Origin of the sequence: Carboxylicivirga taeanensis (genome assembly GCF_051851475.1) — a bacterium.
GTDB lineage: Bacteria > Bacteroidota > Bacteroidia > Bacteroidales > Marinilabiliaceae > Carboxylicivirga > Carboxylicivirga taeanensis.
Genome location: NZ_JBPUSJ010000008.1, coordinates 139242 through 161550 on the forward strand (window position 1 = coordinate 139242; position 22309 = coordinate 161550).

The window sequence follows — 22309 nt, forward strand, 5'->3', positions numbered from 1 at the left end:
TAATTGTTTTATTAGAATTTTTAAATAGAATATAAACACAACTCATGCTGTAAATTATTACAGCATAACATATAGATGTTTATGCAACAGGACCGGCTCTTACCGCCAACGAATACTTATTGGGGTTGACTAACACGAGTGTTTGCGTATTGTGAAAGTTAACCAGCGACTGAAAGGATAGAAGTTTAGCGGAAATATGTTGCGGCAAACCGTACTCAGTCTCCTGCAGATCAGGTAACGACTGACTGGTTTTTAGCACATAAAACACCCGCTGAAAAGAAGGTACACGGTTAGCTGTTGACAGTTCATCAATTTCTTTAACCGCATTTTCCCAATCGAGTACCTGACTCCAATGACTTGATGATAAGATATGAAACTGTTCGAGGATAATTTCACGAACATCACCATCGTTAAAGAACAGGGGTTTTTTGGTGCCAGAATCAGAAACACACGCAGCCGTCATCAGCAGTGTTACACCGATGAGTTTAAAATATTGTGCTTCCATTTTTGTCATCCGACTCACTTAACTTTTAAATTGCGCATAAAGATGCGAAAAGATTTTCAATTTAGTTCAAAGATAAGCTTGTTTTGCACATCTAATTTGAGATTCCAATTAAACCATAAGCTGGTTAAATAAAAAAGTCTTTTTCTGTTTGGTTCGAAACAGAAAAAGACCCATTAAAAAGGGATTCAAAGGCACCGTAACCAGCAATAATTATCCAAAGGAGTTGCCAGTTAGCAATGAACTTTAGCTGCTAAGTATATTAGCTATCTCACGTTTGCTTAAAGCAGGTACTTGCTTATTGTTCAGCTTCTCAACCACTAATTGAGCAGCCTGTGAAGCATGTTTTTTATGTTTAAAAGGTTGATAATCTGGCAAGGTTGGGATAAAGCCCTGCACTATCAATACCTTTTCACCCTTCTGTATTTGATAGCCATAGCCCGCATTAACTTCATAAACTGTATAGGTATAAACTGAAGCGGACTCCACGTAGTAGACCAAAATTGTGATGAGGGCTAAAATGGCAACGCTCCACTTAACACGGCCCTGCAAGCCGGTTCTCACCTTGTTCCTGTTAATCATTTTCATCCTTATCTTGGGTTGGATTAAAAGTCCACACATCGTCGAAATAATAACCCGAACTGTTACCGGTTGCAACAAAAGGTTGACTATTGATGACAAAAGCAACTGCTGAGTAGCGCGGTGAACCTTCCAAATCACTTCGTTGCTTCCAAATATCACTATCCGGATTATACTCCCAGGTGGACTGCCCCGGAGCACCTGCTCCACCCGTTGATACGTAGGCTAAACCATTAACTGTAAAGGCCACACCATTGATGCCTTCAATTTGATACTCATCGTCATAACTTTCGTCCTCATTGGTATCGTTACCAATTGACCGTTTTGAGGTCCAAACATCCTCCGTGGCATTGTACACCCATAAGTCATCCAAATACTGACCATTATCGGCGCCCGTGCACACATAAGCCTTATCATCTATAACAAAAGCCACGGCGTTACGTCGCTTCTTACCGCCAATACTTGTTTTTTGCACCCATGCATCTGTCTCTGGCGAATAGGCCCAAAAGTCTTTCAGCATATTTCCATCGTAGCCCGTGCCAACAAATCCTTGACCATTTAAGGTAAAAGCAACAGCACCATAACGCGCCGTGGCAGGAAAGTCAGCTCTTTTTGTCCAACTATTGCTGCCAGCATCGTACTCCCAGTGATCGTTTAATTTATCTTTTCCATCGTAACCGGTAGTGACGTAACCTTTACCTCCTGCACTGAATGCCACCGCCCCATTACGCGCAGGCCCTTCGAATGGGGCCACCTGAGTCCAGAAATCTTTGCTGGCATCATATCGCCAAAAATCTTGCAAACGCTCGTCTTCCACGCCATTATAGCCCGTGCCGACATACGCAAACTCTCCTATAACAAAAGCTACGGCATCACTACGCGGCACTCCTTCAAAAGCGCCCAACTCAATCCAGTTACCCATTAATTCGACTTCATCAGTAGTGGACGAGCAGGCCGCCAGTAAAAGAAGTACTAAGCTAAAAATTGACAGTTTAAATTGTTTGTTAAAAATCATTGCTGTTCGTTTTAAATTTGCTCAAAACTACTCGGCAGATAAAGCCTGAATAAATCATTTCGATTAATTCCGGATTATTCTCTTCTTTCATCCCATTTTCTTAAACCAACGCCTTATCTCTGGCCAATTCGCCGCTTATTGCTGTTTGTTGACTTCCTGGTTGCATTCGTTTAAATGCACAGTGCAGATATTGATAAGATTTAAAGAACTGGGCTTTGAAGATTTTATTTGCAAGCGAAAACAACATTTAAACAGTTTATGATATGCATCGACATCCGCAAACAAACTTGCTTTACCTACCACTTGTTTTACTTTTGCTATTCGGGCTAAATGCTTGCCAGGAAGGCGAACTTGATCTCAGCGATGACTTCATCAGCTTTCCAAGCTACACCGCTTTGGTTGATACCGTGACCATTCAACTATCAACCTTTAAAGAAGATTCGGTGATTACATCGGGCACTGGAGCAGCACTGGTGGGCTATTACCAACATCCTATTTTGGGCGGACAAGAAGCTAAATCGTATTTTGCACTGAATGCTCCCCCAGACTTTAACTGGGACAACAACAAACAGATATATGATAGTTTGGTAATGGTTTTAAGGGTTAATACCTATTCCATTGGCGACACCTCCACTAATGTAAGCTACAGTGCTCATCGGCTTACTCAAACTATAAGCGCCAGTTCAGACGAAGCACTCTATAACACGAGCCAGTTTGGTTATGAGCCTGAGCCCATAGCTCAAACAAGCTTCCGCCTCTTCCCTCATGAGGACAAGTATCTGCGTATGCGCATTAATGACACCTTTGCTAACGAGTTGATTGATTTTTTGAATGCCAACAGTCAACACAGCGAGAAGGATAAGCTATTTAATGAACAGTTTAAGGGACTGGTGCTTCAATCTGATACTAATATCAGCCGTGCGGTAGCAGGGTATGAGGTTAATGATACCGCGTGCTACCTGCGCATGTATTCACACCTAACAGGTTTGGAGCCAACCAACATCATTAACAATTTTAGCCTGAGCCATTCCAGCAATCAGTTTAACCAGCTCACTTCCCATAACACATCGGTGATATTTAACCAGCTCTCTTCCAAAAAACACGTCGTCAACGCACAGGAAAGTGGCCACGTCGCACTCCTGCAGGCTGGTTCGGGTTTAAAACTGCGAATTGACTTTCCTTCATTAAATAACTTACAGGAACTCAAACAGCACGGGTACATCATTAAGGCCGAAATGCGTTTAAAACCCAACATGCACCTTATGAAAACCAGCGATCTACCCACAAAGATTTACTTTGGTGACATCTACCGTGCCAACGAAATATGGGGCTATCTAAGTGATAGCGAAGGCAACCCGTTGGGCGCCCAGCTAACTATTGATAAAATGTACGGTGAAAACACCTATTATACGGTTGACCTAACCAGTTATTTAAGCAACAGGTTAAACGAAGAAGTGATAGATACGGACCTGGGACTAGTGGTCAGCCTGCACGATGATGTACTTGGAAACACTTATTCCTGGTTAGCCATCAATGGACAATCCGCCTCAACCAATGCTTCACAACTTCTTCTATACTATTACTACTATGACATTAAATAGATACCTTTTTTCTATACTGCTGAGTTTAGTATCTCTCGCTAACTATGCTCAAAACAGTACCTCATCGACCTACTCCCGTTTTGGGCTTGGCCTTATAGAATCAAAAACAAATACCACATCAGCAGGCATGGGACATACCGGCGTTGCCATTAGCTCATCCGATTATCTGAACTTCTTAAACCCGGCATCTTACAGTGCTTTAGACAGTGCCCGTTTCATCTTTAACCTGCAAGGTAAAATAAGCTTTGCTAACTACGCCACTCCATCTGCATCTCAAAAAAATATAGACGCAAATATCGAATCCATCGGTATTGGATTCAGAGCCGGAAACAAATGGGGAATGGGTTTTAGCGTGTCCCCATACTCGAGTGTTGGCTATACCATCAGCGGCGAAAAGTATATCCTCGGAACGCAAGATAAATATCCGGTGGCCTATCTTGGCGAGGGAGGTCTGTCGCAACTTTCCTGGTATAACGGCTTTGAAATTACCAAGGGACTCTCATTGGGGCTAACGGCCTCTTACCTTTGGGGATCAAAAGATATTATTGAAGTATCGTATTATCCTTCCCTGATTGGGGAAACCACTTTTAACGAACGTAACTATCATGTATCTACCCTGCTCTTGCAGTATGGAGTACAATGGCATCAAAAGGTAAAAACGAGCGTCCTTTCAGCAGGTATCTCCATAAACATGCCAACAGAACTCAACAGCCATTATACCCAGCGCATTTACAACAGCCATACCACAGACCTGAGTTCGGTGCAAAAAAACATGGATAACACCTTTATACCTCTAGGCTACCGGGCCGGATTGGCTATTCAAACCTTTAAGGGGTGGACTTTTGCAGGTGACTTTAGCTACGATAACTGGAGCCAGTCGGAGTTAACAATTGCAGATGGATCAACTCGCGACACCTATGCCGGAAGCTTGGGCATTGAGCATCGTCCAACACGTTTGTACCCCTCATATTTCAAGAACATTCAGTACCGTGCGGGAGCCTTTTACAACCAGGAATATTTATCAATTAAAGGTCAGGCTATTGATTCGAAGGGTTTGACGGCTGGCCTCACCTTACCCATACGAGGCAATTCAGCAATAGACATTGCCTACGAATATAAACTTACGGGAACCAATCAGGCCGGCCTGGTAAAGGAACAGCTCAACACCATTCGCCTTAACTTATCATTTAGTGAAAACTGGTTTCAAAAGCGGCAGTTTAAATAACTTACTTGACCATCAATAGTAATTGGTTATAAACAAAAAGGCGACTACCACATTCGTAATAAAACTAAGTATTCGATTAAAAATCCCAATTACTGCCTGGCTGATGCAATAATTGGGATTTCTTAATAACCAATAATCTTAAATAGCTTGTAATAACATGACTTTGTTTAATAACCAATGCAAAAATAGCCGGCGTATCAATTCAATGCAATCACCATTTTTAGGGATTTTAGGCAGCTTAATAAAAATAGCTTATCTTTATACCGGATGACAAAAGCAAGTACATATCTGGTAAAGTAAAGACAGGCAACTCATTACAAAACTCTTTTAGGCTAAAAGCCTGCCTGTCTCCCAATGCTTCTATTTGATTGAATAATTATCTAGTTGTTAAAACTTCACGTACTTATCAGATTATCAATGAAAACTTTATTACAACAATATGGCTGGCAGTACTACTGCCAAAAAACCGGTTATACACAAGACGAAACCACCATTGGACGCATTAAATGTGTCAATAAAACCAACTATGAAGTACTGTCAAACAGTGGCGTAATCATTGGTGAATTAAGCGGTCAGTTACTTTATTCATCCGCCAAATGGGAATTACCCCAAACGGGCGATTGGGTGAGTATAATGATTTATGACGACCAGTGCATCATCACTGAGGTATTACCGCGCTATAGTGAATTAGGGCGTAAACAAGCCGGGCGTTCAGCCGAAAAGCAGCTGTTTGCAGCCAATATCGACCTGGCATTTATTGTACAAGGACTCGACCGTGATTTTAATCCACGAAGGCTTGAAAGGATTGCCTCGGCCCTCAACGATGCAGAAATAAAAACAATTATCCTGCTTAACAAGGCTGACCTCTTAAAAGATGCCACAGAGCATGTGCAGCAAATCGAAGCTTATTTACCGGCCATTCCGGTTCTTTCGCTCAGTGCGTTAACAAGTGAGGGCATTGAAGAAGTTAAAAGCCTCATGCACCCACAGCAAACACATATTATGATTGGCACATCTGGTGCCGGTAAAAGCACCCTTTTAAATACTTTGCTTGAGAAGGAAATCCAAGTCACCAACTCTGTGAGTGAGGCTGTAGGTAAAGGAAAGCACACTACCACTAATCGAGAATTGTTTGTTTTGCCCAATGGCAGCTTGATGATTGACACAGCAGGCATCCGCGAATTTGGGCTGGCTCTTAATGATATCGAGGCTGTTGGCCGAACATTTACGGATATCCACCATTTGGCCCAGCAATGCAAATTTAAAGACTGCACACACACCGATGAACCTTCGTGTGCGGTTATTTCAGCCCTCGAGGATGGATTAATCTCGGCAGAAACTTATGAGAGTTACTTAAAACTCAAAAAAGAGGCTGAACATTATGCCGCATCGCAACAAGATAAAAAGCGAAAAGGAAAAGACCTCTCGAAGCTGGTTCGCGACATGAAGAAAAAGAACACGAAAAAACGCTATTAAGTTCACCAGAATCATCTCCCCCCACATTTACTTATTTAAGTGTGGGGGTTTTATTTTTGATAAATTCCAAAACCATTAACACCTCATACTCATCATAATCTAACAGTTATCCAAGGGGTTGACAAGCATAAATATTGTTTAACACAAAATAACTTTTCTGCTGTCACCTCCATTTTGGTTTTGCGTGTCTTAGTAAATACAATCAATCGAAACCCCCAACTTCAGCTAAACCATTTAAAGCACAGCAAATGAAGAAATCCAATTTTAGACACCATAAGCAAGATCTCAAACTCTATGGGAAGCCCGCTTCTGCGTTTAACAGCCGAAAATACCTCGTCTTCTTTACAATTGCCCTTTTGAGCATTTGCTATCAGGCTTTTTCGCAAGAGGAAAAAAAGGAGAAAAAAAACAGTATCCAACCAGGTAAGCGTCAGGCCGTGCTGGTCCTTTCCAATGGCAACCAGGTACAACTCACAGCCAACGATTCTCTGGACTATTCAAAACCTGATAAACACTTTTCAACCATTGATACAACCCAACAGAACACGCTGCGTCCTGTCGGGCATTAATGATGGCTGCGAATTTAAAAGGTTCGCACCAACTCATTTATAGGGCATGATTACAAGGCTACTCCTCTGATTTCAATTCGCCTATAACTGTGGCCACTGTAGCATCACCTGTTACGTTCACCACTGTGCGTACCATGTCCAGAATGCGATCAACGGGTAAGATAATCCCAATCCAGGCCGGATTAAGTCCAACAGAGCTCAGCACAATCATCAGCATAACCAGGCCAGCGCTGGGAATGGCGGCCGAACCAATACTCGCCAAGGTGGCAGTAAGTATAATTGTAAGTTGTTGGGCCAAATTCAGATCGATCATATGCATTTGCGCCAGAAATATTACTGCAACAGCCTGATACAGACTAGTCCCATCCATGTTAACGGTAGCGCCAATTGGTAACACAAAGCTCGAAACCTTCGGATCTACTTCCAGGTTTTCTTCAACACACTCAAGTGTAACAGGCAAGGTGGCAGCACTGGAGCTGGTCGAAAAAGCCAGCATTTGAGCCGGACTTATCCCTTTTAAAAACCCTTTAAAGCTCAATCGCTTAACAAAGAACTTCATGATGGTTGGGTAAATAACAAAAGCCATCAACAACAATCCGCCCAGCACCGAAAGCGAATACCAGGTTAAGCCTTTAAACAGTTCAAATATTTTTGCGGGATTATCACCGGCTATCTCCGAAACAATACCCGCCATCAGCGCAAATACAAAAAAAGGTGCCGCCATCATGATTAGATCCACCATTTTCAGAAACACCTCGCTTAGGCCATTCACCAAATCGACCACTGGCTTGGCAGTGGCATCGGGTATAAAAAGAAGCGCAATACCAAAGAATAAAGCAAAAAAGATAACCTTGAGCATACTGCCATTATCGGTCATTGCCTTAAATACATTGGCCGGCACCATGTCTTCTAAAAAGGTAAGTGGACCACTCTCCTTTTGACTTTGTGCCTGTTTCAAACGCGATTGCACACTTTCATCTTCATCAAAACCACGTCGTTTAGCCACTTCGGCAACTAATGTACTATTGGCCGGATCACTTAATAAACTGATATCATCATGTACCTGCTGTCCCTCTTGTTGCGCCCATAGTTCATAGGCAATTCTGTTTTCCTTTCGCACCGAATCATCCATCCAGGTGCCAGGCTGCACCACATTCACTATTAATAAACCCAGCGATACAGCCACAACGGTGGTGGATAAATACAAAAGCAAGGTGCGCACACCCATGCGTCCCAGTTGTTTTGGATCGCCCAGTCCGACAATACCTCCCACGATTGAAAAGAGCACCAGCGGAATAGCTATTAGTTTAAGCAGGTTGATAAAAATGCGTCCCCAGGGTGCAATCCAGCCAGAGGTAAACTCACTCCAGCCAAAAAACCCAGACAGAACCGCCCATAGTATCCCCAAAAATAAACCAATAATAATCTTCCAATGTAGTGCCATTTTTTTCATCCACGTATGTTATTTGATTAGTGTATAGCGCAATTTACCAAAAAATGCAATTATAGAAAGGTTAACACTTATATCTGTCTACATATGTAAAAAAAGCTGTCCCATATGTGAAACAGCCCTTTTATTCTCTATTCGATTTACACCTTAAGCTTCAGCTAATTTGATGTATAACCTACAAACTACATACCCACCAACTACATACATCACTGGCAGTCAGACACAAGCAGTTTAAAACTGCTCTTTTCCGAATGTACTCCCGGTTTTTTTCTTGTTTCCTTTCAAATTGAGCGAGTAGTTAACACTAAATTCAACAATTGGTCCTTGTCGGCGATATTCTGTAGCCTGATAAAATATTTCTACCGCATTGGCATCATAGGCACGCGTGCTTAAGGCCTTATCATTAGAAGCTAAAACATCAAGCACCCGCAGTGAAAAATCCCAGCCAGCAAGTTTTTGGGGCTGATAATTGATTGCCGCATTAGCCAGGTAGAATAATTCATCGCGCCCCTGAGCAGTTACTGTTGCTGACTTCACATCAAAATCGGTTGTTAAGCGCCATGCCTTATTGATGTGCCAGTTGACATTGCCTTTTAGGTTCCAATTGGTTGAGCTATTGTCTTCCTGATAGCCAAACACATCGCCATTCACATTATAATGGTAAATCGAACCACCCACAAACATTTTCAGCTGTTTGCCTGCTTCAAGATTAGCATTTAGTTCTGCTCCCAAAGCAGAAGTATTTCCGGCATTGGTGTAGCTTCGAATCAACACTTTATTGTTGTCTACATCTTCGGGGAAATCTGGGTTATTATAGATAGTATTAACTCTGAACACGGCATTATCGGTTCCACGATAGAAACCCGTTAAGGTGAACTTTTGCTGGCCAATGCGCTTATCAAGGCTCACCTCCAGGTTACTTAAATATTCTGGCTCCAGCGAAGGATCACCAATCAAATACACCTCGTAGTGGCGACGGTATAGAAATGGTGCCATATTTTTTGTTGCCGGACGATTAATACGACGACTTGCAGCCAATGTCACCCCATTGGTTTCATTTAAGGCATAGTTCATGTGCAGTGTTGGGAACCAATCCATTTGCTGTGTTTGATAGTCTGCCGCCATCTCCCGGTCAAACATATTGAAATAATCAGGATTAGCAATTTCCATGGCCTGATCGGTATACTCAACGCGCACACCTGCTATCATGGTCAGTTTATTCCATTTAGCCAAATAATCGATGTATGCAGCATAAACACCGCGAGTCAGCTCAATATTGTTCTCCAGAGATTCAAAAGAAGCCCACTCGCCCTTAGTCACATTTAAAGTGTCGTAGTTAAATGCATCGTCATGGGTAATATACTGTGGCTGAAGCCCCAAGCTTAAAGTATGACCATTATCCAGCACTTTCTCATAATCAACAGAGAAGCGGTAGCCATGTAACGGCGCTTCATCGGTTTGGCGGAAGTGGCGCCGTACACGCCCAATGGTCTGCGTGCCATTATCAAAATCATAGTCTTCGTTATCCAGTGCTCGACTAAGTTTTGAGTATTCGTATAACAACGAAAGCTTTAGGCTGCTGTTATCATCAAACTGTGTTGAATAATCAATGTTGGATGTGTGAAACTCTCCGTATCGATCATCAGTATTTGGATTATAAACGTATTCATTCTGCGGATCAATGCCGGCAACTGGCTGTTTATGGGCATCTCCATAAAAATTGTTGTACACATAAAAGGCTGAGCGTCCCTCCTGACGATCCCCATAGTAATATGAAGCCGAAACCATTGACTTATTAGACAATCGATAATCAATGCCCGCATTGGCCGAGTAGTTAATGTACCACTCCGGGCGCTCACCAGCTGCTACCATGTGATAAAACGTGCCATCTTCCTGTAAAATTCGGGCATCACCGGTACGCATACCATTTACATTTCGTCGATTATAACTGCCTCCGCCATAAACAGTGAGCGCATTTTTATGATACATCAGAGACAGGCCTCCTCCATAGCGATTGTCATTATTTTCGAAGCCACTGATGGGATCGGTTAAATTATTATACGCCGCTCCTCCAATCAAACCATTAGCGGCTACCGATAAGCCATTTAACGCTTGCTTTTTTGTGGATATAATAATGATACCACCTTTTCCCTGCGCATCGTATTTGGCCGTGGGTACTGTAATAACATCAATCGACGCAATGGACTCACTTTGAATTTGGCCTAATAAAACCGATGCTTCCATTTGTGTCGGTTTCCCGTTTAAGTAAACCATAAAGTCTGTGGTTCCTCTTACCGACACTGCGCCATCCGGACCAACCGATACTGCCGGCAGCTTATTCAGCACATCGGTCGCACTGCCCCCTTTTGCTGTTGCAAAATCAGCGGCATTATAAGTTTTTCGGTCGATGCCAGTCTTTACAGTTTGAGCGTTGGCTGTAACTTCGACTCCCTGCAAACTCACATTTGATGCTTTCAGGGAAACCTGATTAACATCTACAATTCGATTATCTTTAGACAGCTCAATAGATAAAATCTCCCTTGTTTCAAAGCCTAAAAACGAAACCGACAGCTGATAGGTACCCGGCTTTACTTTATCAATTTTAAAATCTCCTTTTTCATTGCTTACGGCACCATTTATGAGCTGCTCATTTTCGAATAATGCGATGCTCGCAAACGGTATAGACTCCTTGCTCCCGGCAGCAATAACGCGCCCCTTAATGACCCCCGTTTGAGCCAGCGCTCCTACTGACCCCAAAAATGCTACTGCAACTACCAGTAGATGTTTAATGTGTTTCATATTTCAATTAATTATTAATCTCTAATTTTATAAGGTTATAGGGTACGCCTATGCCTATTAGCAGCGCAAAACTAATACTCCTTGCGACTCTTCACCATACAATGGCAGAGTTTCAGCGGGTTTAAATCATTTGTAAATAACGATGATTGATGAGAACCAATGTGTTTAAACTGCAAACCACCTAAGGCAGCATGCGCTTACATCCTATGGCTTAGCTTATTGGTTACTCTCCCCCTTTTTTTCATCATTCCTGCTCCAGAGGCCAAAACGGATCTTATCCTTATTTAATTGCCTATTGTTCTAAAAAAATAATTCAGCAAACCCTCTACTACTAAGTACAAGCTGAATTTAAAATCCCCAAATATTGGTATTGGCTTCAATGAAGTTTTTTACCACTTTTGTCTTGTGATAAATAAGCATATAAAATACCAAAAAGTCTTAAATACATTCGCACTGCTGCTGATTATGGTTTACAGCATTCAGATTGCGAGCTATGCACTTTTTTTTCACACACACCAAATAAATGGAAAGTCATACAGTCACGCCCACCCGGGTTGCGACGGACACTCCCATAGTGGTGCTGAGCTTACGTTCTATCAACAATTGCAAACCATAAAAGCTGAAGATAGTCCTCACCTGTTAAGTGATGTTGTACCGCTGACTGTGGACAGCACCCCTGCTGAGACCTATGCCCGCTACCACTTTTTTCATACTCGCTCAAACGCTGGCCGAGCACCCCCTTTAGCCTGATATGTAATCCCATACAACAACAGAAAGCATACAATCATTCCTATCTGAATGGCTTGTTATGCCTGATAGTGGCCTATTATTTTCACTAACCTAATATTAACTCACAGTCAACCAATTGGTTAAAACACTAACAAGATGAATAAAAGAATTGCTCTAGCATGTGTAGTCTTAACTTATATCGCATCATTAATTACAGCTCAAACACCACCACCCGAATCCCTGTGCCGCTTAACAGGAAAAGTAATAGCCGAAGGCGAACCGCTTCCCTTTGCCACTATCACCGTTAGCAACACTACATTGGGTGCGGCCTCTGACATAAATGGAGTGTTTGAACTAAGCTATATCCCCGAAGGCACATTTACCGTTAAAGCGCAGGCCATCGGGTACAAATCTGCAGAACAAACATATCACTTTACAAAGGGCCATCCGGCTGTTTTAAACTTTGCCTTAGAAACAGATGTATTAGGCTTAGAACAGGTAGTAGTAACAGCCGACCGAAACGAGCAAAAGCGAACAACAGCCTCAGTAATTGTCAATACGCTGACGCCTCGCTTACTGGAAAACACCCAGTCCGTCTCCATTGCCGAAGGGTTGAATTACATTCCCGGATTACGCCTGGAAAACAACTGCCAAAACTGTGGGTTCACACAGGTGCGGATGAATGGTATGGACGGGGCCCATTCGCAGGTATTAATTAATAACCGGGCCATATTCAGCAATCTGGCCGGCGTTTACGGGCTCGAATTAATTCCATCGAGCATGATAGAACGTATTGAGGTTGTAAGAGGTGGCGGTTCTGCTCTATACGGAAGCAATGCAGTGGCTGGCACCATTAACCTGATTACCCGCGACCCAATGAATAACTCCTACGACATCTCTACACAATTTAATTCCATTGGAGCTGGCTCTGGTGGTGATGTAGCCGGCGACTATTCTCTGAATATGAATACCACCATTGTTAGCGATAATAAGAAAACCGGCTTTGCCTTATTCGGGTTCTACCGCGATAAGGACCCTTTTGATGCCAATGGCGATGGCTACTCCGAGTCCTCAAAAATTGAGAACCTGACCTTTGGTGGTCGCCTGTATCACCGCATTGATTACCGCAATAAAATAACCCTCGATTTTATTAGAGTGAATGAGGAACGAAGGGGCGGAAATGCCTTTGATAAGCCGCACCACGAAGCAGATGTATCAGAGTCGGTGGATCACAAAATTACTACAACGGCACTGACTTACGAACGCTTTATCGGCACAGGAAGCCTCCTTTCGGTGTACGGGTCGGCACAGAATGTAGATAGAGCTTCGTATTACGGAGCCAATCAAAGTCTGGCTGATTATGGTCAAACAGACGGCCTAACCTTTAACGTGGGCACACAGTTCAAAGCTGATTTCGGAAAAAACAGTCTGGTAACAGGTTTTGAGCTCGTTCATGACGATATGTTCGATCAGAAATTGGGTTATCTCGACCTGATTATTGATGAGGATGGCCATGTAGTAGGCTCGAACGGACATGTGCCCAATACCACTATCACCGATCAGAACAAAAACGTGTACGGTATTTTCGCACAATACGATCATCGCTTTGGCCCGGTAAAAGCGTCGCTTGGTGCCCGTTTTGATCGCTATGAAATCACCGATCTGGATCATAAGGAAGGGAATAACTCCGGCAACGTATTCAGTCCGCGTCTGAACATTTTATGGGACCTAATACCCTCGCTGCAATGGCGTGTGAGCTATTCGCAAGGCTACCGGGCCCCACAGGTTTTTGATGAGGACCTGCACATCGAAACCTCAGGCTCACGAAAAGTAGTTCATGCCAATGCGCCAGGATTAAAGCAGGAAACCAGCCATAGCTATATGACATCCATCGATTTTAACAGGAAATTTGGCAGATGGAATATCGGCCTGCTAACCGAAGGGTTTTATACACACCTCAACGATGCATTTGCCCAGAACCCGGAATATGATGAAACGACCGGAGTTACGACCTACATCCGCACCAATGCCGACAACGGTGCTACTGTCAAAGGCGTAAATTTTGAAGCCAATGCTTCACCAGGCAAGCACATTTTCCTGAAAGCAGGCTATACCATACAACAAAGCTACTTTGGTGATGCCCAAGAGTTGGGTGAGAAGGATTTTTTAAGAACACCAAACGACTATGGTTTTCTATCTGTTGACTTCGATGTAACCCCTCGTTGGTGTCTGCTTGCCTCGGCCACTTATACAGGCAAAATGAAGATTGCTTACTATGGCAGTGAATTCAAGCCTGATGAGAGCATTATTGAGGAAGGCGAAGGAGCAGATATCATCAGAGGCAGCATCCGCACTACGCCAACCTTTTTTGATTTAGGTCTGAAAGCTGAGTATGACCTGAAAGTGGCTGGCCTACCACTAACAGCCTTTGCGGGTGTTAAAAACATCTTTAATGCGTACCAGGATGATTTTGACTCGGGTAAAGATCGGGATCCTGCTTATATTTATGGCCCAACAAATCCTCGTACTGTTTATGCTGGCCTTAAGCTGAACAACGTATTTGGCCATTAAAAACCACAAAACATTTACATGGAGGCTGACTTAATATTTGATTAGAGTCAGCCTCTTTTGGTTTCAATTTGACAGCACTGAAGCGACCTTCTCATTGCCTATTTCTGCACGTTTACGCTACATCCCGCCACTGATTATTCTCCTCAATTCCAATTAATTATAGGCTATTTAAGCCAGAGTCTCTAAAATTAGATCGTTTTCAATACCCAAATTTTAGTTGATAATTTATACTTTTGAAGTTTGTTTGGTGTCTATTCAAAACCTCAAGTACATCAAATCATTACAAATTAAAATTAACTATAAAACCATACATTGTGAACAAAGTATTATCGTATGATAATGGAATATCTGAGGTAGCCCTGTTGGGTATGACCATTAGTGAACAATTAAAACTAACTGCAGAAAAATATCCGGACAACGAAGCCTTAGTGGTTCCGTACCAAAATTATAGAGCCACCTACAAGGAGTTTTGGCAGCAAGTAGAAGATGTTGCCAAAGGACTACTGGCTTACGGTGTGAAGAAAGGCGACAGAGTGGGTATTTGGTCGCCAAATCGCTTCGAATGGGTACTGGTACAGTTTGCCACAGCACGTGTTGGTGCCATCCTGGTTAATATAAACCCGGCCTACAAGGCGGCAGAATTAAAATATGCGCTCAAGCAATCGGAAGTTAGTTTACTCATCATGTCCAAAGGGTTCCGACAAACTAACTATATGTCCATACTTGATGATGTGAGAGCGGCATGCATCCGCCTTAAGCACATTATTGTAATGGAACACGACTGGAGTAAGTTGGTGGATGCCGGCCAAACCATCAGCCATGAAGAATTAATCAAACAGGAAGAGACCCTTCAGTTTGACGACCCAATCAATATTCAGTACACTTCGGGTACAACAGGGTTTCCAAAAGGAGCGACCTTATCTCATCACAACATATTAAACAACGGCTATTTTATTGGCCGACGTCTGCAATACACCCCCGACGATCGGGTGTGTATACCTGTGCCGTTATACCACTGTTTTGGCATGGTATTAGCTAACCTGGCCTGCATTACACATGGAGCTTGCATGGTATTAACCGGTGAAGCCTTTGTGCCGGAAACAGTTCTTCAAACTGTTGAGCAGGAAAAATGCACGTCTCTTTATGGCGTCCCACTGATGTTTATTGCTGAGTTGAACGACCCTAATTTTGATAAGTATGATTATTCAAGCTTGCGAACCGGGATCATGGCAGGCGCCTCATGCCCCGAGTCGACCATGAGAGCTGTGCGTGAAAAAATGAATATGCGCGAAGTGGGTATTTGTTACGGCATGACAGAAACATCACCTGTTAGCACCCAAACTTTTGTGGATGATAACGAATACAGACGCTGTGCCACAGTCGGAAAAGTACACCCTCATCTCGAGATCAAAATTATTGACCCTGAAACCGGACAAATAGTTCCACGCGGCCAGCAAGGCGAATTTTGTACCCGCGGCTATTCTGTGATGCTGGGTTATTGGAACAACCCGGAGGCTACCGCATCGGTAATCGACGCTGGGCGCTGGATGCATACGGGCGATCTGGCAGAAATGGATGATGACGGGTATGTCAGAATCGTTGGCCGCATTAAAGACTTAATAATCAGGGGTGGTGAAAACATCTCACCCTTTGAAATTGAAGAATACCTGCACAAGCACGATGCCATTAAGGACGTTCAGGTGATTGGTGTACCTTCTGCCAGATATGGGGAAGAAGTAATGGCATGGGTCATTGTAAAAGAAGGAGCTGAAATTACCGAAGAGGCCTTGCATAACTACTGCAAGGGGCAAATAGCCACCTATAAAATTCCGAAATACTGGAAGTTTGTATCTCAATTTCCAACCACCGTCACCGGGAAGGTACGCAAGGTGGAAATGCGGGAAATATCAAGCAAGGAATTAGGCCTTGAACAAAGAAAATAATACCTATTTAAGCCTTTGACGCTAGTCATCAGCTAGCGTCAAAGGCTTTTTAATTTTATATAATACCCTCATCAACCAACTGCTGAAACATCTCATTAATAGTTGCATTCAGTGGCCGGTAATTGACTCCCAGCTCGCGCTTACTCTTTGAATTATCGCCTTTCCAGGGGTAACCCACATTGCGCGCAATAAATTTACGTGTAAGGGCTTTATTAAGTATGGGCCCTAAAAGCCATAGCAGCCATTTGGGCATAATTTTCCGGGGAATAGGGTATTTCTCTCCATAATTTGGCAAAAGAACTTGGGCCATTCCCAAAAACGAAGTATTGTGGCCCGATACCAAATAGCGTCCATTGGCATGGGGCACAAAACCTGCCTGGTAATGCGCCTCGGCCACATCGCGCACATCAACAACGCCCCAACCCATATCAGGCACACCTGCTTTCAGTGTTCCATCTGCCAGTTGTTTTATTATTGAAAAGCTTTCGGAAGTTACCCCATGAGGATTAATAGCCGGCCCCATTACCAATGAAGGATTGATCACCACCAAGTCCCATTGCGATTGGTCCAGACTGATCTTCCAGGCTTCCTTTTCGGCCAATGTTTTAGAATACATATATGCGCCATGCTCTAACGATGAGGTGGAATTCCATAATTCCTCAGTAAACATCCCGTCCGGCGTCAGCTTTAAGTCTACATTATCGCCATAGATAGCTGCAACACTACTGGTTAACACCACCCGTTTAACCGACACTGTTTGACAAGCCTGCTCCAAAACATTACGTGTCCCAATGAGTGCCGGATCAATCAGTTCCCGCTGAGGATCGTTTACACCTAAAATAAAAGGTGATGCAGTATGAAACACCAACTCACACCCTTCCATAGCCGCAGCATATGAACCATGCTTCAGCAAGTCACTTTGAAAGTATTTGATTGTTCCATCAGTCTGCTGAGCTATTTCATCCAGAAACTTAAGCTTTTCTTTATTCTCGGGCTCCCTGACAGCTGCATGAACAGTCAGTCCTTCTTCGAGTAACTTTTTTACCAGCCAGCCGGCTACATATCCAGTTGCTCCGGTCACCAGCACAGGCTTTGTTCGGTCAATTTGTTTCATAATGGATCAATATTTATCACGAAATAACAGGCACTTACTTTCTTTTAACAAGCTACCCGCTGCTTCTGTTTATGAAATCACAAAAAATCCGACACTATTGGATAGCACCGGATTATATTTGGTTCTTTAATATGACACGATTACCTGGTCGAATAACTTACAAGGCGCTTTCATTCGTCGAATTAAAGGCAATCAATTGTCTGGTTAGTTCTTTATCTCCAGCTCGTTAAGGTGTGACATCTTCTTCATCTCCAGGAAGCTTTTGATACCACCTAAATGCTCTTTGACGCGCTTATTGCCGAATTCATAAACTTTGTCCACTAAACCATCCAGAAAATCACGGTCGTGAGAGACCAAAATAAGGGTGCCATCAAAGGCTTTCAAAGCATCCTTCAGCACATCCTTAGTTTTCATATCCAAATGGTTGGTCGGCTCATCGAGTATCAGCAAGTTAACCGGCTCGAGCAATAGTTTTATCATTGCCAGCCTTGTTCGCTCACCGCCCGATAACACCCTCACTTTTTTATCAATATCCTCACCACCAAACATAAACGCCCCCAGCATGTCTTTAATTTTAGTGCGAATATCACCAACCGCTATGTCATCGATGGTTTGAAAAACGGTTAGCTCATCATCCAGCATAGACGCCTGGTTTTGTGCAAAATACCCAATTTGAGTATTGTGCCCCAACTGTAACTGCCCATCATAGTTTATTTCGCCCATAATGGCTTTTACCAGGGTAGACTTACCTTCCCCGTTTCTGCCAACAAATGCAATTTTCTCGCCCCTTTCCAGCGTTAAGGAGGCATCTTTAAACACCAAATGCTCATCATAATGCTTGGTCACCTCAGTGGCAATAAGCGGATAAGAACCTGAGCGCGGCGCTGGTGGAAACTTTAAACGCAAGGACGAGCGATCTTCCTCATCGACCTCCACGCGGTCCAGCTTTTCCAGCATTTTCACCCGGCTTTGCACCTGCAATGTTTTCGAGTAGGTGCCTTTGAAGCGCTCAATAAAAGCTTCATTTTCAGCAATCATTTTTTGCTGTTCTTCGAAAGCTTTCAACTGCTGCTCGCGACGCTCCTGACGCAGCACCAGATACTTTGAATAGTTTACTTTATAATCGTAGATACGCCCCATAGTCACTTCAATGGTGCGCGTGGTGATATTATCAACAAAAGCGCGGTCGTGGGAAATTACAATTACTGCCTTGCCACAATTAATCAGAAATTCTTCCAGCCACTGGATCGATTCAATATCCAAATGGTTGGTGGGCTCATCCAACAAAATCAGGTCGGGTTTTTGCAGCAGTATTTTTGCCAGCTCTATGCGCATGCGCCAGCCGCCACTGAACTCACTGGTTGACCGGTGGAGTTCCTCACGAAGAAAACCTAATCCGAGCAGCACTTTTTCCACTTCGGCATCAAAGTTTATTTCTTCAATCGAATAAAACTTTTCGCTCAAGGTAGATACTTTCTCGATGAGCTCATAATAGCTGTCCGACTCATAATCAGTGCGGGTTTCAAGCTCCTTATTAATGGCTGCTATCTCTTGCTCCATGGCAAAGATATGTGCAAATGCTTGCGAGGCCTCTTCAAATACAGTGCGATTATCCTCGGTCATCAAATGCTGTGGCAAGTATGCCACTACCTTATCTTTTGGAACCGACACGTGCCCTCTATTGGCTTCACGCTCGCCTGCCAGTATTTTTAGCAAAGTGGACTTTCCAGCTCCGTTTTTACCCATCAGGGCAATACGGTCTTTTTCATTAATGACAAAAGAAATATTTTTAAAAAGTGTGGTAGCTCCAAACTCTACCGTTAAACCATCTACCGAAATCATAAACCATTATTTTTGCGCCGCAAAGATAGAATTATCCACCTAAGCATAAAGCAAGTTCGAGCACATTTACAGCTATTTTACATTTACCAATAGCTCCGGCACCGTTACACCAACTCCCTAACAACGGTCAGGCGCTCTTAGCTGAGTGCAGAAGTATTTTTTGGCATCTACATCAGGGCATTAGCCACACAGGAAAATTATTCTTTGCAAATACCTGTAATTATCACCTCTGATACAGGCATCCTGAATAAAATATTATTGTATTTTTGTTTGTTAACCTTACGTAAAAAAGAGAAGAATGCCGCATATCGGGAAAGAGATACAAGAATTAAGAGCATTACTTAACCACCATAATCATCAGTATTACGTACTGAATGAACCCCAAATATCCGACTACGAATTTGACCAGCTCATGCAGCAGCTGATTGAACTGGAGCAACAACATCCTGAATTTGCTGATCCCAATAGTCCCAGTCAGCGGGTAGGAAGCGATATCAATAAAGAGTTTGAGCAGGTAAAGCATCGCTACCCCATGCTATCTCTTGGCAACACCTACAACGAAGGAGAGATTGCTGATTTTTACAACCGGATAAGCAAACAATTGATAGATGAGCCATTTGAAATTGTTTGTGAGCTTAAGTACGATGGGACAGCCATTGGCCTTAGTTATGAAAACGGACAACTGATAAGAGCTGTTACGCGCGGAGATGGTGTGCAGGGCGATGATGTAACGGCCAACGTTAAAACCATCAGGAGCATCCCTTTGATACTCAATGGAGATTACCCCTCCAGCTTTGAAATACGAGGCGAAATATTTTTACCTCATAAAGGTTTTGAAACACTTAACCAAGCACGAAACGAAGCCGGCGAAGCACCATTTGCGAACCCGCGTAACGCGGCTGCCGGTTCCTTAAAAATGCAAAACAGTTCACTGGTCGCCAAACGCCCGCTCGATTGTTTCCTGTATTACATGCTGGGCGATCAACTCCCAAGTAACCTACACGCAGAAAACCTGAAAAAAGCAAGCCAATGGGGCTTTAAAATACCGCCACACATGAAAGTGTGTAAAACCATTGATGAAGTGTTTGAATTTATCAACTACTGGGATACTGAGCGTAAAAACCTGCCTTACGACATTGATGGCATTGTACTGAAGGTGAACAGCCTCGAACAGCAACGCCGACTAGGTTTCACGGCGAAATCGCCGCGATGGGCAATTTCATATAAGTTTAAAGCCGAGCAAGGCTACACGCAACTTAAAGCAGTAACTTTTCAGGTGGGACGAACCGGTGCCGTAACTCCAGTGGCCAATCTGAACCCTGTATTTTTAGCGGGTACTACGGTTCAGCGCGCGTCGCTTCACAATGCGGATATCATCAATACCCTAGACCTGCACGAAAATGATATGGTGTATGTGGAAAAAGGTGGGGAAATTATTCCAAAAATTGTAGGTGTAGATGAAACTGCCCGACAGCCGGGTGCTTTAAAAGTGCAGTTTATTGCTGACTGTCCGGAGTGCAGCACCCCGCTTATCCGCATCGATGGCGAGGCGGCTCACTATTGCCCGAATGCCGCAACATGTCCGCCACAGGTTAAAGGACGCATCGAGCACTTTATTTCGCGAAAAGCAATGAATATTGATGGCATTGGCAACGAAACCATTGATTTGCTTTACAGACATGAATACATAAAGAACATCGCTGACTTATACGCCCTAACACCTCAGCAGCTAACCGGTTTGCAGCGCATGGGCGATAAATCGGCGAATAACATTGTAGCCGGCTTGGAAGCCTCTAAACAAGTTAACTTTGCACGGGTTCTTTTTGCTTTAGGCATTCGCTATGTAGGCGAAACGGTGGCGAAAAAACTGGCATCGGCTTTTAAAACCATTGAAAATTTAATGAATGCCGACATGGAGCAACTCACCGAAGTGGATGAGATTGGGGAACGCATTGCTCAAAGTGTTATGGCCTATTTTGCCAATGAAGAAAACCGGGAACTGATTAAACAACTAAAGCACATAGGTCTTCAGTTAGAACTTTCAGATGAAGAACAGGCCCAGCACTCAACAGCACTTGAGGGCTTGTCTTTTGTTGTTAGCGGCAGCTTCAGCAGCTTCTCGCGCGATGAACTGAAAGCACTCATCGAAAAAAACGGTGGTAAAAACCTAAGCGGCGTTTCATCAAAAACCAACTACCTGGTAGCCGGCGATAAAATAGGGCCAAGTAAGTTGGCAAAAGCCGAGAAGCTGAATGTCTCCATCATCTCTGAAGATGAGTTTAAACAAATGATCAACCTGTAACCAAAAATAAATTCATTAGAAACAACCCGACAAATGAGCAATTTTATTGACACGATACGAGAAAAAGCAGCCCTGTATAAGCTGGAAAAACAGTTAAAAAAATCACCGCGCAACAAAAAGGTGCACAACCTGAAAACAGCGCAGACTGCAGGCATTCTTTACGATGCAACACAGGAAAGTAATTTCCTCATTGTTAAGGAGCTAATTCGGGAGTTAAAAGATAATGACATTAAACCTGAAGCCCTCGGATTCATTAATAAAGCGAAAAGAGACGACAACTATATCGGCGACAGCACCTATAGTTTCGCCTGCCGAAAAGACTTCAGCTTCTTTTATAACATTAAAAAAGAAGCCATTCAGGCTTTTGTTGATAAACCCTTTAACTTGTTAATTGTACTTGTTACTGAACAGCCTTTTGCAATTGATTACCTGGGACAACTATCGAAAGCCGAATTTAAAGTTGGTAAGGCCGGGCTCGATAACGAGCTATACGACTTAATGATTGAACTAAACGCCAATGCAGATGTAGCTGAACTGAAGAAACAAATTACCTTCTATCTGAATTTATTAAACAACAACTAAACCAGCCTGT

The 22309-nt window shown here is 43.2% G+C and carries 16 protein-coding genes; 9 read left to right on the plus strand and 7 right to left on the minus strand.

Going from position 1 to position 22309, the window contains the following annotated elements; all coding sequences use genetic code 11:
- Nucleotides 1-79: 79 nt before the first annotated feature.
- The 3 genes from ACSX1H_RS13155 to ACSX1H_RS13165 all read right to left on the minus strand — a co-directional run bounded on the left by ACSX1H_RS13155 (nt 80) and on the right by ACSX1H_RS13165 (nt 2096).
- The gene (locus ACSX1H_RS13155; protein WP_439184565.1) at nt 80-514 is read right to left on the minus strand and encodes a hypothetical protein; all 435 of its coding nucleotides are present in this window, start codon (nt 512-514) and stop codon (nt 80-82) included.
- Nucleotides 515-748: 234 nt separating this feature from the next.
- Nucleotides 749-1084 (minus strand): DUF4907 domain-containing protein, encoded by a 336-nt coding sequence (locus ACSX1H_RS13160; protein WP_439184567.1) that lies wholly within the window; start codon nt 1082-1084, stop codon nt 749-751.
- Nucleotides 1077-2096 carry a Kelch repeat-containing protein gene (locus ACSX1H_RS13165; protein WP_439184570.1) on the minus strand — a complete coding sequence of 340 codons (1020 nt, stop codon included), beginning with the start codon at nt 2094-2096 and terminating at the stop codon, nt 1077-1079. The genes ACSX1H_RS13160 and ACSX1H_RS13165 overlap by 8 nt, the downstream gene beginning before the upstream one ends.
- A gap of 263 nt (nt 2097-2359) precedes the next feature.
- On the opposite strand from ACSX1H_RS13165, the gene ACSX1H_RS13170 reads away from it, so the two are divergent.
- From ACSX1H_RS13170 to ACSX1H_RS13185, 4 genes are all read left to right on the plus strand, one after another.
- The gene (locus tag ACSX1H_RS13170) at nt 2360-3697 is read left to right on the plus strand and encodes a DUF4270 family protein (RefSeq protein ID WP_439184572.1); all 1338 of its coding nucleotides are present in this window, start codon (nt 2360-2362) and stop codon (nt 3695-3697) included.
- Nucleotides 3684-4922 carry a BamG family beta-barrel-assembly machinery protein gene (bamG, locus tag ACSX1H_RS13175; protein ID WP_439184573.1) on the plus strand — a complete coding sequence of 413 codons (1239 nt, stop codon included), beginning with the start codon at nt 3684-3686 and terminating at the stop codon, nt 4920-4922. The genes ACSX1H_RS13170 and bamG overlap by 14 nt, the downstream gene beginning before the upstream one ends.
- A 417-nt stretch (nt 4923-5339) precedes the next feature.
- Nucleotides 5340-6398, plus strand: a complete 1059-nt coding sequence (rsgA, locus tag ACSX1H_RS13180; protein WP_439184575.1) for a ribosome small subunit-dependent GTPase A — start codon at nt 5340-5342, stop codon at nt 6396-6398.
- 248 nt (nt 6399-6646) lie between these two features.
- Entirely contained in the window at nt 6647-6967 is a 321-nt protein-coding gene (locus ACSX1H_RS13185) for a hypothetical protein (protein WP_439184577.1), read from the plus strand.
- Nucleotides 6968-7025: 58 nt separating this feature from the next.
- On the opposite strand, the gene ACSX1H_RS13190 is transcribed toward ACSX1H_RS13185, so the two are convergent.
- Together ACSX1H_RS13190 and ACSX1H_RS13195 are read right to left on the minus strand one after the other, a co-directional pair.
- Entirely contained in the window at nt 7026-8420 is a 1395-nt protein-coding gene (locus ACSX1H_RS13190) for a dicarboxylate/amino acid:cation symporter (protein ID WP_439184579.1), read from the minus strand.
- Nucleotides 8421-8648: 228 nt separating this feature from the next.
- The gene (locus tag ACSX1H_RS13195) at nt 8649-11216 is read right to left on the minus strand and encodes a TonB-dependent receptor (RefSeq protein ID WP_439184581.1); all 2568 of its coding nucleotides are present in this window, start codon (nt 11214-11216) and stop codon (nt 8649-8651) included.
- Nucleotides 11217-11621: 405 nt separating this feature from the next.
- Between ACSX1H_RS13195 and ACSX1H_RS19530 the strand changes: the two genes are divergently transcribed.
- The 3 genes from ACSX1H_RS19530 (at nt 11622) to ACSX1H_RS13205 (ending at nt 16459) form a co-directional block, all read left to right on the plus strand.
- Nucleotides 11622-11966 (plus strand): DUF8478 family putative metalloprotein, encoded by a 345-nt coding sequence (locus tag ACSX1H_RS19530; protein WP_500681254.1) that lies wholly within the window; start codon nt 11622-11624, stop codon nt 11964-11966.
- Between the two features lie 135 nt (nt 11967-12101).
- Nucleotides 12102-14516 (plus strand): TonB-dependent receptor, encoded by a 2415-nt coding sequence (locus tag ACSX1H_RS13200; RefSeq protein WP_439184583.1) that lies wholly within the window; start codon nt 12102-12104, stop codon nt 14514-14516.
- 314 nt (nt 14517-14830) lie between these two features.
- The gene (locus ACSX1H_RS13205; protein WP_439184585.1) at nt 14831-16459 is read left to right on the plus strand and encodes an AMP-binding protein; all 1629 of its coding nucleotides are present in this window, start codon (nt 14831-14833) and stop codon (nt 16457-16459) included.
- 55 nt (nt 16460-16514) lie between these two features.
- On the opposite strand, the gene ACSX1H_RS13210 is transcribed toward ACSX1H_RS13205, so the two are convergent.
- A complete protein-coding gene (locus ACSX1H_RS13210; RefSeq protein ID WP_439184587.1) occupies nt 16515-17573 on the minus strand; it encodes an NAD-dependent epimerase/dehydratase family protein in 1059 nt (352 codons plus the stop codon).
- 204 nt (nt 17574-17777) lie between these two features.
- Entirely contained in the window at nt 17778-19415 is a 1638-nt protein-coding gene (locus ACSX1H_RS13215; RefSeq protein ID WP_439184589.1) for an ABC-F family ATP-binding cassette domain-containing protein, read from the minus strand.
- Between the two features lie 298 nt (nt 19416-19713).
- On the opposite strand from ACSX1H_RS13215, the gene ligA reads away from it, so the two are divergent.
- Complete coding sequence (gene ligA / locus ACSX1H_RS13220) at nt 19714-21717, plus strand: NAD-dependent DNA ligase LigA (protein ID WP_439184591.1); 2004 nt, start codon at nt 19714-19716, stop codon at nt 21715-21717.
- Nucleotides 21718-21750: 33 nt separating this feature from the next.
- Entirely contained in the window at nt 21751-22299 is a 549-nt protein-coding gene (locus ACSX1H_RS13225; protein ID WP_439184593.1) for a DUF6913 domain-containing protein, read from the plus strand.
- Nucleotides 22300-22309 lie beyond the last annotated feature (10 nt).

Excerpts from the sequence above, each read along its gene's own strand:
- ACSX1H_RS13225 (WP_439184593.1), top strand. The coding sequence starts at position 21,751 with ATGAGCAATTTTATTGACACGATACGAGAAAAAGCAGCCCTGTATAAG.
- bamG (WP_439184573.1), top strand. The coding sequence starts at position 3,684 with ATGACATTAAATAGATACCTTTTTTCTATACTGCTGAGTTTAGTATCT.
- ACSX1H_RS13195 (WP_439184581.1), bottom strand. The coding sequence starts at position 11,216 with ATGAAACACATTAAACATCTACTGGTAGTTGCAGTAGCATTTTTGGGG.
- ACSX1H_RS13215 (WP_439184589.1), bottom strand. The coding sequence starts at position 19,415 with ATGATTTCGGTAGATGGTTTAACGGTAGAGTTTGGAGCTACCACACTT.
- ACSX1H_RS13170 (WP_439184572.1), top strand. The coding sequence starts at position 2,360 with ATGCATCGACATCCGCAAACAAACTTGCTTTACCTACCACTTGTTTTA.
- ACSX1H_RS13185 (WP_439184577.1), top strand. The coding sequence starts at position 6,647 with ATGAAGAAATCCAATTTTAGACACCATAAGCAAGATCTCAAACTCTAT.
- ACSX1H_RS13160 (WP_439184567.1), bottom strand. The coding sequence starts at position 1,084 with ATGATTAACAGGAACAAGGTGAGAACCGGCTTGCAGGGCCGTGTTAAG.
- ACSX1H_RS13165 (WP_439184570.1), bottom strand. The coding sequence starts at position 2,096 with ATGATTTTTAACAAACAATTTAAACTGTCAATTTTTAGCTTAGTACTT.
- ACSX1H_RS13155 (WP_439184565.1), bottom strand. The coding sequence starts at position 514 with ATGACAAAAATGGAAGCACAATATTTTAAACTCATCGGTGTAACACTG.
- ligA (WP_439184591.1), top strand. The coding sequence starts at position 19,714 with ATGCCGCATATCGGGAAAGAGATACAAGAATTAAGAGCATTACTTAAC.
- ACSX1H_RS13210 (WP_439184587.1), bottom strand. The coding sequence starts at position 17,573 with ATGAAACAAATTGACCGAACAAAGCCTGTGCTGGTGACCGGAGCAACT.
- rsgA (WP_439184575.1), top strand. The coding sequence starts at position 5,340 with ATGAAAACTTTATTACAACAATATGGCTGGCAGTACTACTGCCAAAAA.
- ACSX1H_RS13190 (WP_439184579.1), bottom strand. The coding sequence starts at position 8,420 with ATGAAAAAAATGGCACTACATTGGAAGATTATTATTGGTTTATTTTTG.
- ACSX1H_RS13200 (WP_439184583.1), top strand. The coding sequence starts at position 12,102 with ATGAATAAAAGAATTGCTCTAGCATGTGTAGTCTTAACTTATATCGCA.